We start from the raw sequence: 15,150 nt of genomic DNA on the forward strand, positions 1-15,150 counted from the left end.
ATGTCAGAACTATCCACTCAAGTCGCCGGTACTTCTGCAATGCATACTGGCACCACTCAGTCATTCTCTTCAAGCAATGGAATGGATGACGTTACAAACAAAATCAAGCAATTGTGGTCAAGCAGCCAACGCAACCTGGTGTTGTCTGCTGTATTGGCTGCTATTGTTGCCGCGCTCATTGTGGTCGCGCTTTGGAGTTCTTCTCAGAGCTTCCGTCCTCTATATAGCCAGCAAGAACGCTTTGATATTGGCGAGATTGTGTCGGTATTAGAAACGGAAGGCATCAGCTACCGTATGCAAGAGCAAAATGGACAAGTGCTGGTTCCTGAAGGTGAGGTTGCACGTATCCGTATGCTTTTGGCTTCAAAAGGGGTAAAAGCGAAGCTGCCAACGGGTCTTGATTCATTAAAAGAAGACAGTTCTCTTGGTACCAGTCAGTTCATGGAAACTGCACGCTACCGTCATGGTTTAGAAGGTGAGTTAGTACGTACTATCATGTCTCTAAACTCGGTTGCAAACGCACGTGTGCACCTTGCTATTCCTCGTCAAACCCTGTTTGTGCGTCAAAATACGGAAAACCCGTCGGCTTCGGTCATGCTAGAGCTTAAACCGGGTGAAGACCTTAAGCCTGAGCAAGTTGAAGCGATCATTAACTTGGTGGTTGGCAGTGTGACGGCAATGAAGCCGGAGTTTGTCTCTGTCGTTGACCAATACGGTCGCCTATTGAGTGCAGACGTTGCTTCTGCTGAAGCTGGCAAAGTGAACGCCAAATACCTTGAATATCAAAAAAACGTTGAGAAACAAATCATTCAACGTGCCGCTGACATGCTGACCCCAATCGTGGGACCAAGTAACTTCCGTGTTCAAGTCGCGGCAGATATGGATTTCAGCCAAGTTGAAGAAACGCAAGAAATCTTAGACAACGCTCCAGTGGTCCGTAATGAGCATACGATTCAAAATAACTCAATCGACCAAATCGCTCTTGGTATCCCTGGTTCATTGAGCAACCAACCGCCAGTCACCGGTGAAACGCCAACGAATGACAGCCAGAACTCAAACGCGCGTTCGGAGATCAACCGTCAATACGCAGTGGGTAGCAGTGTTCGTCGTACTCAATACCAACAAGGTCAGATAGACAAATTAAGTGTTTCGGTCTTGCTGAACTCACAAGCGGCGCCGGATGGTGTGGCTTGGAGCGAAGCCGATAAAACGCAAATTTCGACCATGATCATGGACGCAGTTGGTATCTCAAACGCTCGTGGTGATAGCTTGAGCCTTATGAGCTTCAACTTCACTCCAATCGAGATTGACGCGCCGCCAGCAATGCCTTGGTGGCAAGACCCGACGGTACAGCAGCCTTTGCGTTACGTGATTGGCGGAATGTTGGGTTTGGCGATGATCTTCTTTGTTCTTCGTCCGCTTATCATGCATCTCACAGGTGCAGACAAACCTGCTCCTGAGCTGGAGTTTGCTGAGCCGCAAATCGAACCGGATTACGACAACCTACAAACTCGTGAAGAGCGTGAGCGTGAAGAAGTGCTCAATCGCAAACTATCAGAGAAAGGGATTGCCGTTTCGTCTGGATTGGATGTTAACAGTGACATGTTACCGCCAGCAGGCTCTCCACTTGAGATTCAATTGAAACACCTACAGCTTATTGCCAACGAAGAGCCAGAGCGTGTAGCCGAAATTCTGAAACAATGGGTAAACATCAATGAACACAGCGCCGTTGACGTCAAAACAGACGCTTAGTTATGTAGAACAAACCGCCCTTGTGCTACTGGGGATGGGAGAGGACGCGGCTGCGAAAGTGCTGCAAAACTTTACTCGTGATGAAACCCAGCGTGTGACTCGCGCAATGGCGAAGTTGAATGGCATCAAAAGTGATTCTGCTCGTGGTGTCATCCAAAACTTTTTTGAAGATTTCCGAGAGCACAGCGGCATTCGTGGCGCGTCGAAAGAATACTTGTCCAATACGCTACGTAAAGCGTTAGGTAACGATTTGGCAAAGGGGTTGCTCAACAACCTGTATGGCGATGAAATTCGCAATAACATGCAGCGTTTACAGTGGGTAGAGGCGGAAACGTTGGCACGATTTATCGTCAACGAGCACCCACAGATGCAGGCTATTTTCTTAGCTTATCTACCGGCGGACAGTTCTTCAGCCGTATTGAAGCACCTGCCGCAGGATTACCATGATGAGATCTTGTTCCGCATTGCTCAGTTGCAAGATATCGATCACCAAGTTGCGAACGATTTGCACGAGCTTGTAGAGCGTTGCATTGACAAGGTTTCTGCTAGTCAAACCACGCCTTTGTCTGGTGTGAAGCAAGCGGCAGACATCATTAACCGATTTGAAGGTGATCGCGCGTCCTTGATGGAAATGCTCAAACTGCACGACGAGGATGTTGTGAATGAAATCGAAGAGAACATGTTCGACTTCATGGTGCTGGGTCGTCAGCGCGAAGAAACCATGGATGCACTGGTTCAACAGATCCCATTGGAATTGTGGGCTGTGGCATTGAAAGGCTCCGAGATTACTATGCAGCAGGCAATCAAACGTTCTATGCCTCAACGTATGGTTAAAGCGCTAGAAGACGATATGGAACTGCGCGGCGCCGTGGTATTGAGCCGAGTGCAGCGTGCACGTCAGGACATTATGCAGCTAGTTCGTGAGCTCGATGAGTCGGGCGAAATTCAACTGCTACTTTACGAAGAGCCAACGGTGGAGTAACGCAATGGCAGACAAAGCACCAAATACCATGCGTTTACCCCCAAGTGGTTACCGTTTACATCGCTTTCCACCTTTGGCACAGCCAGTAAATATTGAAGATGACTTCGCGCTGGAAAATCAAGGTTGGCAAGATACTCAAGCTGATATTCAGCAACAGCTTGAGGCTGGCTTTCAACAGGGTTTACAGCAAGGTCATGATGAAGGTCTACGTCAAGGCATTGAGCAGGGTAAACAACAAGGCTTGCTCGATGGACAAAAAGAAGGCTTTCAAAAAGGGTTTATTTCTGGAGAGCAATCTGGAAAGCAAGGTTTTATGGAAGCGGCGAAACCAGTGAATGAGTTGTTCCATGCTCTGTCTCGTTGGCAGAACGAAAAAGAACAGCAACAACGTCACATGATTTGCGAGTTAGTACAAAAGGTGGCGCAGCAGGTTATTCGTGCTGAGCTGACCTTAATGCCACAGCAAATCTTAGCCTTGGTTGATGAAACGCTATCGGCAATGCCGGGCAAAGCGGAGAGTGTGATTGTGCATTTGAATCCGCAGGATTTAGAGCGTATTAATCAGATCAATGCAGATTTGCCATCAGCTTGGAAGTTGGTTGCAAATGCCGAGTTGCCTGTGGGCGGTTGTCAGCTTGTCACCGAAGATGCCGAAGCTGATGCGAGCTGCGATTCACGCTTGGAAGCTTGTATGGACAACGTAAAGCAGCACTTGCTTGATGAAGTGTCGATTCCGCAGGTTGAAACCGAAGATGAATAGCACCTTAAGCCATGAAGTATTAAGTGAGCGTTTGAGCGATGCATTAGCGTCGCTCGATTCAATTCCCGTTGCGAGAGTGACAGGGCGATTGATCAAAGTAAATGGTTTGATGCTTCAAGCCGTTGGCTGTCGTTTCAAACTGGAACAACGTTGCCTAGTTGAAACCGCAGAAGGGGATATGATCGAAGCGCAAGTGGTTGGCTTTGATCATACCGTCGCCTACTTAATGCCTATTCGCCGTTTAGGTGGCTTATTTGCTGGTGCCAAAGTCATTCCACTGGATGGAGACAGCACGGTACAGCTTAGTTCGCAATGGTTAGGGCGGGTGGTCAACGGATTAGGTGAACCGTTCGATGACGGTGCGCCACTTAAAGGGGGAGATCGTGTTTCACTTGAACCTAAACCGATCAACCCACTTAAACGTCGCCCGGTCGATACGCCTCTTAATGTTGGCGTTCGTGCTATCAATGGTTTATTGACCGTGGGTAAAGGGCAGCGCATTGGCTTGATGGCTGGCAGTGGTGTCGGTAAAAGTGTCTTGATGGGAATGATCACGCAGAACACAGAGGCAGATGTGATTGTCGTGGGTTTGATTGGCGAACGTGGTCGAGAAGTCCGCGAGTTTATTGAACGAAACCTAACACCAGAAGCTCGTCAGAAAGCGGTGATTATCGCCGCACCCGCGGATGAATCGCCACTGATGCGATTGCGCGCCACATTACTTTGTCACCGAGTTGCTGAGTACTTTCGTGACCAAGGTAAAGACGTATTGCTCCTGATGGATTCTTTGACGCGTTATGCGATGGCGCAGCGAGAAATTGCCTTGTCTTTGGGTGAGCCGCCAGCATCACGAGGTTATCCGCCTTCGGTATTCAGCGTTTTGCCTCAGCTTTTAGAACGAGCGGGTAACAGCGAAAACCCGCATGGCAGTCTGACCGCAATCTATACCGTGCTTGCCGAAGGTGATGACCAACAAGACCCTGTGGTTGATTCTGCTCGTGCAATTTTGGATGGGCACGTTGTGTTGTCTCGTCAATTGGCTGAGCAAGGGCATTACCCAGCGATTGATATCAATGCTTCTATCAGCCGTTGTATGAACGCTTGTACTCACGAGGCGCACAGCACGATTGCTAATAACTTCCGTCAGCTTTACTCCAACTATCTGCAAGTTAAAGAGTTATTACCACTGGGTGGCTATCAACCAGGACAAGATCCTGAGTTGGATCAGTCGGTTTCTATGTATCCGCAATTGCGTGCTTATCTACAGCAGTCTGCAAATGAAGCCGTAGACTACCCAACCAGTTTGACGGCGTTGGCGCAGATGTTCCAGAGTGAGGCGCAATAAGGTTACGGCATGGAGTCCAAACTAAAAGCTGTTGGTAAGCTGCAGCAAATGGAAGAAAAGCAGCGTGATAGAGTGGGGCAGCAGCTCGATGTGATGCGGCAGCGTCACTCTCATCTTGCGATGCAGCTAGAGCAGCTTTCTGAACTCAAAAACCATGCGGGTCAATCCGCCCTTGCAACACCTGTGCTTAATAGCGCGACGCTGATGAACTTAAATCGCGTTGATCACATGCTACAAAAAATGCTTCACCACCACGAACATGAACAAGCCGTGATGCAAGCAGAATGCGCTTCGGTACAAAAACACCTTGAATACAAACATGCCCGAGTGCAGGGGCTAGAGAAAGTGTTGGAACGTTGGCGCAGTAAACAAAATTATGAGAAAGCCAAGAAAGAGCAGAAATTGATTGAAGACATCATCAATTCCCGCCTAAAACGCAAACCGCTATAAAGTTGCGAACTCTGGCGCTGGTAACTGTTCTTTCTTGTCTTGGTGGTCAAAGAGGTTCGCTAGGTAACGACTCAGCGGCATAGGCTTTGCGACGCCATAACCTTGTGCAAAGTTGATCCCCAAACTGCGTAATATCTCGCTATGTTCTGCGGTTTCTACGAACTCTGCGACGGTTTCTAAGTGCATTTCTTTCGCAACCGTCGCAATGGAACTGACGATCAATCGGTCGGTTTCACTCTTAGTGATTTCACGTACAAATGCCCCTTCAATCTTCAGAATATCTAATGGCAGGCGGCGCAAATACGCAAAGCTAGCGTAACCAGTACCGAAATCATCAATTGCGACTTTACAGCCGAGTTTGCGTAACAAGCTTAAGGTTTCAATCGCTTGTTGTTCATTGATGAGTGCTGAAGATTCGGTAATCTCAAAGCAAATCTTTTCCAACGGTACATTAAAGCTTTTGGCACTCTCTATAATGCGAGAGGCTAGGTTTTCTGCACTTAGGGTTTTCGCGGTAAGATTGATCGCGCAATGCCCAATGTCATCCCAGTTTTTTACCTTGTCCCCAAGCATTCGAAACGTGTTGATGATCACCCAGTGATCAAGTTTTATCTCTAATCCGAATTGGTTGATCAGAGGAAAAAATGCCGCAGGTGAGAGCACTTTTCCATTTTGTTCTTTTAGGCGTAACAATACTTCAAAACTGTGCTTAGTTTCTTCGACACCTGAGAGCTTCATATATGGTTGGCAGAACAGTTCAAACTGCTCGCGCTTAAACACTTGTTGGATATGGTTGAGTTTATCGACGCGGTCCATTTCGAACGATTGTGCGTTAATCCAATGAATACTGCGATCGCTTTGAGGTGGTTGATCACACAAAATCGACACCACCTTTTCAATGTCTTGCCCGTGATGAACGACGGTACAAAATATCGTTGGCGAAACAAGAGCAACAGAGGTGCCACGCCAATAGAATTGAAAGCTCTCTAGATACTCCACGACTTCTTGCAACTCTTCCTCTGCGAGGTCTGAGTAATGAGTAAAACTCAACAACCCTGTAGAGAAAGGTGGGCGGTAGCAGCGATTGATACTGTCGTTGCGAGAATAAAGAAACTCACTCAGTTGCATGATTAATTGCGATTTACCCTCATGACCGAGGTCTGTGAGCATAGAAAGCGTTGGCGTCAGATCAAGATAGAGCAACAGGGAATGGCGTTGACGACTGATGTCTTCTTTTAACTGGGCGATGTTGGACAAGCCTGAATACGGGTCAATCCGCTCTGAACGAATCTGTCTTTGTGTCATCTCGAACAGCTTCACTGAATAGCCACCGAGTAAATACGCCAAGGTAGTGAGCACGGTAATGATGATCAGCAAACCATAGAACTGTTTGTCACCAATTAAGCCTGCGTTGTAGTGGCTGATACTGTCATTAATGATCAATAAAATGAACGGCGCGCCAACAAACAGTGGGCGAATGAGTCCGTGCTTAGCTAAACCAATCACGACAAGAAGTACGGCAAAGAAGCTCAGCGAGTTGAGCATGAAAGAAGATGAAGAAAGTACCGCAGTAATAAAAATGGCAATACAGCTTACTAGCCATGTTATGTAGCCGCGACAGCGGGAGTTTGAAACTCTTAAACGCTTGTCTAAGGCAAGATACGATTGTGTGTCGGTATCGGTGAGTAAGCTCACCATGACGTACAAAATAGGTGTCACCAACAACTGAGTTAAGTAATTCCCTAGTGTGGCATAGAACAAAAAGTCCGGACTTAGAAATTGGCCATCAACAAAGGTGTTGACCAACATCATCTTGATCGTATTAGCGAACGGAAATAAGCACCCAATGACGACAAAGAATAAAGTGATCCTTTGCTCTGCGGGTTGATAGAGGGCACGGTTGTTGAGGTAATGAAACAAGCTAGAAAATGCGAAAGGCAACAATGGAACAGTGAAAGCGTAAAGCAACGCATGTTCGAGTGTTCTTCCGGTCCAAAAATAATAAGCGAATAACCCGAGTATTACTGCAGGCAATGCGCGCCATTGATAACGAAGAAAACTCACTATCATGACGGAGCTGACGGCAGAAATTAGCTGAAAGGAATCTTGCTCAATAACAAACATCTGCGACAGCGCAAAACCAGCAAACACGGACAATATGACGCCAAGAGTCAAAAACAGCATCGCTGAAATACGGCGACTCGATGCAGCATTATTCATGGACTTGATCTGAAAGTAGTTGGGTAGCCGATAATAACAGGATTATCGGCTTAAGATGTACTGGAAAATGATAAGTTTTAGAGTTTTTATTCTAAAAATTGTAAGTAAGGTTTAAGGCACGTGCTACAAGGGCTGACGGCGTCTGACCCAAGCGAATAAACTGCCAAGAGTGACCAGTCCGAAACCAAGTGAACCGCCACTGCTTTCACCACTGTTATTATTGCCAAAATCATTGCTGGTGGTGTCTTCCGGATCGAACCCTGAATCCCCTTCGCTATGGTAATCCTCGCTTTCAGCCAGAGTGGCGTTGTAGACCGTTTTTACTCCGGAACTGGTTTGCGCCTCGACCCAAGAAGTGTAATTGAGTACTTCTGTAAATACGCTTGGAATAGCGGGAGACTCGCAAACCGAAGATCCGTAGCTCACTATGCCGATCTGTTGATAATCCCCGTTGCTGTCTTGATAGGTCAAAGGACCTCCAGAGTCCCCTGCACATATCCCAGTGTAAGTTCGGTTAGGGAAGCCATTGGCGCACAAGCTCTCTTGTGAGTTAAAGCCTGAAACAAGTGAGGCACACTGTAAATCTGTTAAGGGTTGGATTTCTGCCCAGCGTAGATAGTTAGGGCCTGATGTATCGTTCGTTGAGGTTTGTCCAAGCCCAAAGATTTGATATACCGTCTGCTCACTGTAGTCGCCAAAGTCCTGTGGTAGTGTGATGGATTGGACGTTGTCGGTAATTGGACGCGTGAGCTCCAAGACAGCAATATCGTTAATCCAAAGGTCATCTGGATCGTAGTTTGGATGAATGGTGATAGCTCGCACGTCTTTAAATTCTTCCACAAACACATCGTTCATGGTTGGGTTTTTCACCAACACGCGAAGATCGTTGATTGTCCATCCGCCAGTGAAGACACTCGGTTCAACACAGTGTGCTGCGGTCATGATGTACCTGTCATTAACGATGGTACCACCGCAAATGTTGGCAAACTGACTGGAACCCGTACGGTGTAAAATGACGCGTGCAAAGAAAGGGAGTTGGTTGGCTGTAGCTTGCTGTCCGCCAATAATAAAAGGTTTCACGTCAGGTGAACTGACTTCACCCATCGTTTCGGCTGAGCTAGAAAGTGGGGCAATGAGAACAACGCCACTCATAAAGAAATGATACAACCTCATAAAGCCATCCTTGGATTTCAAAAGCACTCTTTTTACTTTATACCAATTCCGGCATTAATCTATTCACTCGTGATGCAAATAAATCCACGTTATACCCAAGTAACGTCGAGATGCTAGGTTCAGCGAGAATGACTTGGTTTGTAGACGCGGCGGCGATTTAAAGATCTAGTCATTCTAAATCAAGAATCGGCAACAAAGTATACAAGCCAAGCCCCTTACTATTTGCAAAGAGTGCCCTTTGGGAGCGTGTCTTTGACTCGATTTTTTAGTCAAACAAATGGCTGCGTCAAACAACTTGGAAAGAGCTAGCTATTACCAAGTTGTTTTCCTTACTCTCGAATCAATGACAACGCTCTGAATCCTGCATCTTGAAGTCACTTGGGTATGAAGTCGATTATCTCAATTCAATATTCAATCGATTGCAAATTTGTGCAGGCGAAACTTTAGGTTCAATACAATTCGTGTGATCGCTGCTCTAGCACACGGGCATGTTGGCGTATCAGCTAAACTCTTGTCTTAGCCAAGACCTCAGTAAATGAAAGGCTTCCTGTTTGAGTTTGTGTGGTGGGCAAACAAAGTAAAACTGCTGGTATGGGTTGACCACAGGCTCGCCCAATTCCACCAATTGCCCGTATTTGATGTCATCTTTGACAAATAGACGATGGGTTACCAATAACCCCAAACGTCTTGTCGTTGCTTGCACCGCTTGAATGGACATATTGAAGGTCATTGGCTTTTTATTGGTAGGTCGCAGTAATCCTGTCTCTTCTTCCCAAACTTGCCAGTCATGCTTTCGGCGATCGTTAGTGACTTCAATGATGGGGTAAGTTGATAGCAGTTGCTGAATGTCTCGGTTATCAGGCTGCTCTAATAATTCGGGACTGCACACCAACACTAACTCATCCTCACTCAGCTTTTCACAATAGTAATCTTGCCACTCTTGAGGACTGCCATGCACGACCGCAGCGTCAATCCCCTCTTGCTCTAAGCTAAACAATCCCACCAAATTAGACAGACGAATATCCAACTGAGGGGCGTAATCTTGCAAGCTCGACATGCGAGGGATCCACCAATGCAAAGCAAGTGAGTTAACCATATTGAGCGTAATACGCTTGGAGTTTTGATCGTGAATCAAGGCTTCAGTGGCATCGACGATTTGCTCCAACGCAGGCGCCACTTTGCGATAATACTTTTTACCATCATTGTTGAGTCTGACTTGGCGACCAATGCGATCAAACAAAGGTTTATTGACCTGACCTTCTAACGATTTGATGGCTTGGCTCACCGCAGAGTGGCTCACAGAGAGTAGGTGGGCGGCTTCTGTCATGCTGCCTGTCTCCGCTACAGCGACAAATGCGTAGATGGATTTTAGTGGGACTAATTTGCGCATACTGCTTCGGCTCTCTCTATGAACTGTATTTTATTTAACTTGTAAGTTTTACTTACATTAGCGTTTAAAAATACTCGCTATTTATCACTAACGCCTTTTCCTAAAATACTCCGTGAATTAAGGAGTATCCAATGAAAGAAGAAAATAAACCCGTCATCTTTATGTTGATGTCGACATTAAGCTTATCTGTTACAGGGCTGTTAGCAAAGCAGCTCAGTGATGATTTATCCGTGACCATGTTCAGTTTTTTACGCTTCTTTACTCCAGCTCTCATTTTATTGGTCATGCTGCGCTTTAAGAATCTGACTTTGCCTACTGCAGGTACTATTAAACCAATTGTTCTGCGTGCTCTTTTCATCGCAATGTGTCAGTTGTGTTTCATTGCTTCTTTGCAAACGCTCACCTTGGTTGAAGGGGTTGTACTGTTCGCAACTGGACCACTGTTTATGCCCATCGTCGAGAAGCTGTTTATGCGTGGTCAGATTCGAATGTCGACTATCGTAGCGCTCGTTATGGCGTTTTCAGGTGTGATTTTATTGGCGGGTGCAGATGGCGAGTTTACATGGCGTATCGATTTGCTCTTGGGGTTAGCTGGTGGGCTGTTTAACTCGGGTTCTCAATTGACGCTCTACAAAGCAAGTAAGAGTGGTCTATCACCACTAGAAATCAATTTTTGGACCTTCGGCACAGCGGCACTGCTTATCTTGCCACTCGTGTTCGTGAATGATGCGAGTATGTTGGTTAATTCCCTATCGATAAGCACTTTTGAAACGCCCAATACTGCACTCGTATTTTTGATGTCGTTACTCATTATTAATACGCAAGTATTCCGTTCCAAAGCGTACCAGCTTGCAAGCAGTGGTTCGCAGCTTGCACCGCTGATATTCACCAATCTGTTGTTTACCGCAGTATGGCAATGGACCTTCTTTGACGACCAAATGAGTCATAGCCAAGTTGCAGGAGTGAGTTTGATTGTGTTAGCGACGGTATTGAATACCTGTTGGGTTAGGTTCTCGGCACGCCGCGTACATGTACTGCGAGCTAAAACACCTTAAGGGGAGGTTTAGCCTAGCAAGCTGTGACAAATGAAGTGTAAACGTCAGTGCCTGTTTGATTTTTAATCAGAATGAGCTAGCGTCAAGAAAGGTGCAGGGAGAGAAAACATGCTGACTTTAAACTATCACGTCGAGATTGCCGCGACACCTCAGCGCGTATGGAGCGTGCTGACCGATGTCGAACTATATAAACGATGGGCACAAGCCTTTTCGCCTCAGTCTCAATTTGATGGCGCATGGGAAGAAGGTTGTGATATGACCTTTTTTGACCCAGACATGGGCGGAACGAGAGCGATAATTGACACGGTACAGCCGCTACAAAAACTGGAGTTTCATCATGTTGCCATTTTTAACCCAGATAATCGGCAGCAATTGGATGGAGACTTAGCGTCAAAGTGGATCGGATCGCGAGAGATCTATCAGATCGATACTTTGGAGGACCGCTTATTGCTGAGTATAACCATTCACACTCACAGTGATTTTGTGTCGATGTTCAACCACGGCTGGGAGAAGGCTCTGCCTTTGATCAAAACTATCAGCGAAGAATAGGGTGAGGTTGCAAGCTAAGATTGGGCTGACGACAGGTGACTTGTGGGTATACAATAGCCGCCAATTTGCGCACCAAGAGAGTTGATGATGGAATTTAAGGTTGATACCCACACGCATACGTACGCCAGTGGTCACGCATACAGTACGTTGATTGAAAACGCGAAATCGGCAAAAGAGAACGGGCTTGATATGTTCTGTACGACCGATCACGCTGAATCAATGCCGGGTGCGCCTCATTACTGGTTTTTCTCTAACCAGAAAATTCTGCCTCGTTTTCTTGAGGGGGTTGCGATCATTCGTGGCGTTGAATCTAACATCATGAACACTCAAGGTGACATCGACATTCCCGACAGCGTTGATCGAAATTTGGATTGGGTGATTGCCAGTTTTCATGAGCCAGTATTCCGCCCTGCAGATAGTGCCACGCACACGGAAGCGTTGTTGAATATCATCAAAAATGGTCGTGTTGATGCGTTGGGTCACTTAGGTAACCCGAACTTTGACTTTGATTTTGAAGCTGTGCTGAAGTGCGCTAAAGAGCACAATGTAGCGATTGAAATTAACAACACCACTCTGAAGGGCAATAGCCGCGTCGGTAGTGTAGACCGCTGCCATGAGATTGCACAAATCGGCAAAGAATTGGGTGTATTTTTCACTACCGGCAGCGATGCACACTTCTGCCATGATGTGGGTAATCTGAGCTTAGTCGGCGAGTTAATGGACAGAGTGGGTATCGACAGTAGCAAAGTTATTACTCACTCAGCACAACAATTCTTAGCCTTCTTAGAGTTGCGCGGTCGTAAGCCAATCGTAGAGTATGACGAGATTCGCAACGCATAAACTTGATTACACTTTTGGTTATGCAAGTGTTAAGGGATTGCTTTACACTGCTCGCATTAAAAAGCCGACTCAGAATTCGGCATTCAATGGAGAAGTGAAGATGTTACGTCCTTTAATACTAGGGTGTGTGATTGCGTTAGGCTCAACTTATGCAATGGCAGAAGCCGTCGATTTAAAACAAAACATGAAGCAGATGAAGATGGAATTCAAACAGGCGGCGGAAGCGTCTGATGTTGAAACCATGAAATCTGCGATTGATAGCTTGCAAGCGATCGTCGAACAATCTAAGCGTGGTAATTACCCACCAGAGAAGTTTGATATCTACCTAGAAGGCTTTAACAAGTTGACGGTAACGCTAGATAAGATTGAAGCTGATCTCGATGCGGGCAAGCTACAAGAAGCGAAAGATCAATTACGTGAAATCGATAGTCTACGTGAAGAGTACCACGATAAGCGTAACCCAAGTATTTGGAGCAAGCTGTTTAGCTAACCGTTTATCCAACTTGAAAAGATGACCATCAGCCTGCCACTTCGGCGGGCTTTTTTGTGCCTGTCAATCACAGTATTCAAGAAAACCTGTGAGGTAGCAGCCACTTATGAATCCTCTTTTTGAGCTAGCACTCAGAATTGGTTACGCTATGTGAAATTTGTTAAGTCACCGTTATGCGTAGATTAATTCCTTTTTATCGCTCCATGTTATTTGCTAGTGCTCTAAGTTGGGCACTAGTGACACTGATGCCTGTTATCAATGCTCATGGTAACAGCATGGGGGTGTGGGCGACGCTATGTACACTGAACGGTTTTGAGTTGGTGCAGATAGAAGAGGGTGACAACTCCGTCAGCCACAAAGGTAAGCCTTGTCCGTTCAGCCACTTCTCGACTTTTCATCACGATACACTTCCAACGACACCGATACTCTCAAGATTGAGCTTGGTCGTTTCTGACAGCTACACTTATTTGGCTCTAAGTGTGCGATTTGAAACGCCAGTTCCTCGTGCTCCCCCAATTTCCTTTTTCTCATAACAAAAACAATTACAAGTAAATAAAGCCAACAACACTGCCATTCGAGCAGTGGTACTCCCGAATCTAAGTCAAATGACGTCACATACCGATGAGTATGTTCAGGATGCGTTTGACTGAATTTGGGTGTTCACAATGAAAAAAGGAAAATACACATGTTGAGAAACTCGGCAAAGCCTCAACTCAAGGAAGCTTCACGCGAAAAGTCCATCTATTTTATGACGTGGCGATGGCACTTCTACGCAGGTTTATTCGTTATTCCATTTATGTTGATGCTCTCCCTTACGGGGTTAGTGATGCTGTTTGATGATGAAATCGAACTGGCTCGATATGAGGCAACGTTGCACGTTATACCGCAAGAGCAAACCGTTCCTGTCTCTAGACAGTTAGACGCGGTAAAGCAGGCGTATCCCGATTTTAATATCACCCAATTTGTGCCTGCAAAAACATCTGATATCGCCAACCGATTCTCGATTCAAAATCAAGAAGGCAGCTCATTGATTGTTGCTGTGAACCCATACTCCGGAGAAGTACAAGGGACGATTAACCGTGGTGATAGCATCTATGAACTGATGAATAACATCCATGGCACTTTGCTTATTGGTGATTTGGGTGATCGGTTAATAGAAATCGCCGCCAGTTTAGGCATTTTACTGTTGGTGTCTGGTTTGTACCTGTGGTTACCAAGAGACAACGCAAGCCGTGCTGGCTTTTTGAAAATTCGTTTTGGCAGTGGAACTCGTATTTTGATGCGAGATCTGCATGCGAATTTAGGCGGTGTGCTATCAATTGTTCTGTTGTTCTTTTTGATTTCAGGTCTGTCTTGGGCTGGGATATGGGGCGCGAAAATGGTGCAAGCTTGGAATACCTTCCCAACCTATTACACATGGGGTGAGAAACCAGAGTCGACACTGACACACCAAGACCTGAATCATGGTGCATCAGAAGAGGTGCCATGGAACTTAGAGCTTGCTGCTGTGCCACAGTCGAAAGATAAACCAGCTCATGATCACGCCAACATGAAGGAAGAATCGGCTTATGCAGGCAGTCATGATGCACTATCTATTGATGATATCGTCCACAAGGCAGAAATGATGGGTTTTACTGGCTATAAGCTATTTTTGCCACGCTCTGAGACAGGTGTTTACACCGTGGCTGCTAACTCAATGGGCGGTGATATTTCCGATCCAAGACAAGATCGCACCAGTCACTTTGACCAATATTCCGGTCGCTTGTTGGTGGACGTCACATGGCAAGATTACAGTTTGTTTGCCAAGTTCATGGCGGCAGGCGTGTCATTGCACCAAGGCGATGTGAGTGTATTGAACAAAGTGCTCAACGTGGTGTTCTGTCTGGCGTTCATTTTAATCTCAATCACAGGGGTTGTGATGTGGTGGATTCGTAGACCAAGTCGCAGTGCTGCATTAGGGGCGCCACCTAAATTTCAACAAGACGGAATTTGGAAGCTTGGTTTAGTAACGTTGGTAGTATTGTGTTTGGCGTTTCCGATGGGCGGTTTGGCAATTGTTACCGTTCTCGCACTGGATTGGCTGTTGTTCAACCGCGTCGAGAAGCTGAAAACGGCGTTGAACTAGCAAGAGACAAGTGAAATAG

14 protein-coding genes are annotated in these 15,150 nt (G+C 46.3%); 11 read left to right on the forward strand and 3 right to left on the reverse strand.

Features of this window, described 5'->3' with window-relative positions; translation table 11 throughout:
- From fliF to fliJ, 5 genes are read left to right on the forward strand one after another with little or no spacing between them, the layout of a single operon-like run.
- On the forward strand, positions 1–1,752 hold the full coding sequence (fliF, locus tag OH463_RS11605; protein ID WP_005448691.1) for a flagellar basal-body MS-ring/collar protein FliF: 1,752 nt from the start codon (positions 1–3) through the stop codon (positions 1,750–1,752).
- Complete coding sequence (locus OH463_RS11610) at positions 1,715–2,734, forward strand: flagellar motor switch protein FliG (protein WP_005448694.1); 1,020 nt, start codon at positions 1,715–1,717, stop codon at positions 2,732–2,734. The genes fliF and OH463_RS11610 overlap by 38 nt, the downstream gene beginning before the upstream one ends.
- A gap of 4 nt (positions 2,735–2,738) precedes the next feature.
- A complete protein-coding gene (gene fliH, locus OH463_RS11615; protein WP_005448696.1) occupies positions 2,739–3,494 on the forward strand; it encodes a flagellar assembly protein FliH in 756 nt (251 codons plus the stop codon).
- Positions 3,487–4,839 (forward strand): flagellar protein export ATPase FliI, encoded by a 1,353-nt coding sequence (fliI, locus tag OH463_RS11620; RefSeq protein WP_029790766.1) that lies wholly within the window; start codon positions 3,487–3,489, stop codon positions 4,837–4,839. Before fliH ends, fliI begins: the two co-directional genes overlap by 8 nt.
- Positions 4,840–4,848: 9 nt before the next feature.
- Positions 4,849–5,289, forward strand: a complete 441-nt coding sequence (fliJ, locus tag OH463_RS11625) for a flagellar export protein FliJ (protein WP_005448699.1) — start codon at positions 4,849–4,851, stop codon at positions 5,287–5,289.
- On the opposite strand, the gene OH463_RS11630 is transcribed toward fliJ, so the two are convergent.
- The 3 genes from OH463_RS11630 to OH463_RS11640 all read right to left on the reverse strand — a co-directional run bounded on the left by OH463_RS11630 (position 5,284) and on the right by OH463_RS11640 (position 10,072).
- A complete protein-coding gene (locus OH463_RS11630) occupies positions 5,284–7,509 on the reverse strand; it encodes a sensor domain-containing phosphodiesterase (RefSeq protein WP_009699559.1) in 2,226 nt (741 codons plus the stop codon). The genes fliJ and OH463_RS11630 overlap by 6 nt on opposite strands.
- Positions 7,510–7,632: 123 nt before the next feature.
- Positions 7,633–8,661, reverse strand: a complete 1,029-nt coding sequence (locus tag OH463_RS11635) for a S1 family peptidase (RefSeq protein WP_050908863.1) — start codon at positions 8,659–8,661, stop codon at positions 7,633–7,635.
- Between the two features lie 520 nt (positions 8,662–9,181).
- Complete coding sequence (locus tag OH463_RS11640; RefSeq protein ID WP_269991271.1) at positions 9,182–10,072, reverse strand: LysR substrate-binding domain-containing protein; 891 nt, start codon at positions 10,070–10,072, stop codon at positions 9,182–9,184.
- A 131-nt stretch (positions 10,073–10,203) separates the two neighbouring features.
- Here OH463_RS11640 and OH463_RS11645 point away from each other — a divergent pair, with 131 nt between their 5' ends.
- From OH463_RS11645 to OH463_RS11670, 6 genes are all read left to right on the forward strand, one after another.
- Complete coding sequence (locus OH463_RS11645; RefSeq protein WP_029790770.1) at positions 10,204–11,127, forward strand: DMT family transporter; 924 nt, start codon at positions 10,204–10,206, stop codon at positions 11,125–11,127.
- A 108-nt stretch (positions 11,128–11,235) separates the two neighbouring features.
- A complete protein-coding gene (locus OH463_RS11650) occupies positions 11,236–11,676 on the forward strand; it encodes an SRPBCC family protein (RefSeq protein ID WP_005448715.1) in 441 nt (146 codons plus the stop codon).
- An 87-nt stretch (positions 11,677–11,763) separates the two neighbouring features.
- On the forward strand, positions 11,764–12,516 hold the full coding sequence (locus tag OH463_RS11655) for a phosphatase (RefSeq protein WP_005448720.1): 753 nt from the start codon (positions 11,764–11,766) through the stop codon (positions 12,514–12,516).
- A 100-nt stretch (positions 12,517–12,616) separates the two neighbouring features.
- Positions 12,617–13,006 carry a cytochrome b562 gene (locus tag OH463_RS11660; RefSeq protein ID WP_009697233.1) on the forward strand — a complete coding sequence of 130 codons (390 nt, stop codon included), beginning with the start codon at positions 12,617–12,619 and terminating at the stop codon, positions 13,004–13,006.
- A gap of 173 nt (positions 13,007–13,179) precedes the next feature.
- The gene (locus tag OH463_RS11665) at positions 13,180–13,539 is read left to right on the forward strand and encodes a hypothetical protein (protein ID WP_080585290.1); all 360 of its coding nucleotides are present in this window, start codon (positions 13,180–13,182) and stop codon (positions 13,537–13,539) included.
- 152 nt (positions 13,540–13,691) lie between these two features.
- Positions 13,692–15,131: a PepSY-associated TM helix domain-containing protein gene (locus tag OH463_RS11670; RefSeq protein ID WP_269991272.1), complete on the forward strand. Its 1,440-nt coding sequence runs from the start codon at positions 13,692–13,694 to the stop codon at positions 15,129–15,131.
- Positions 15,132–15,150: the final 19 nt, after the last annotated feature.

Origin of the sequence: Vibrio sp. NFR, assembly GCF_027587095.1 — a bacterium.
Classification (GTDB): Bacteria; Pseudomonadota; Gammaproteobacteria; order Enterobacterales; family Vibrionaceae; genus Vibrio; species Vibrio harveyi.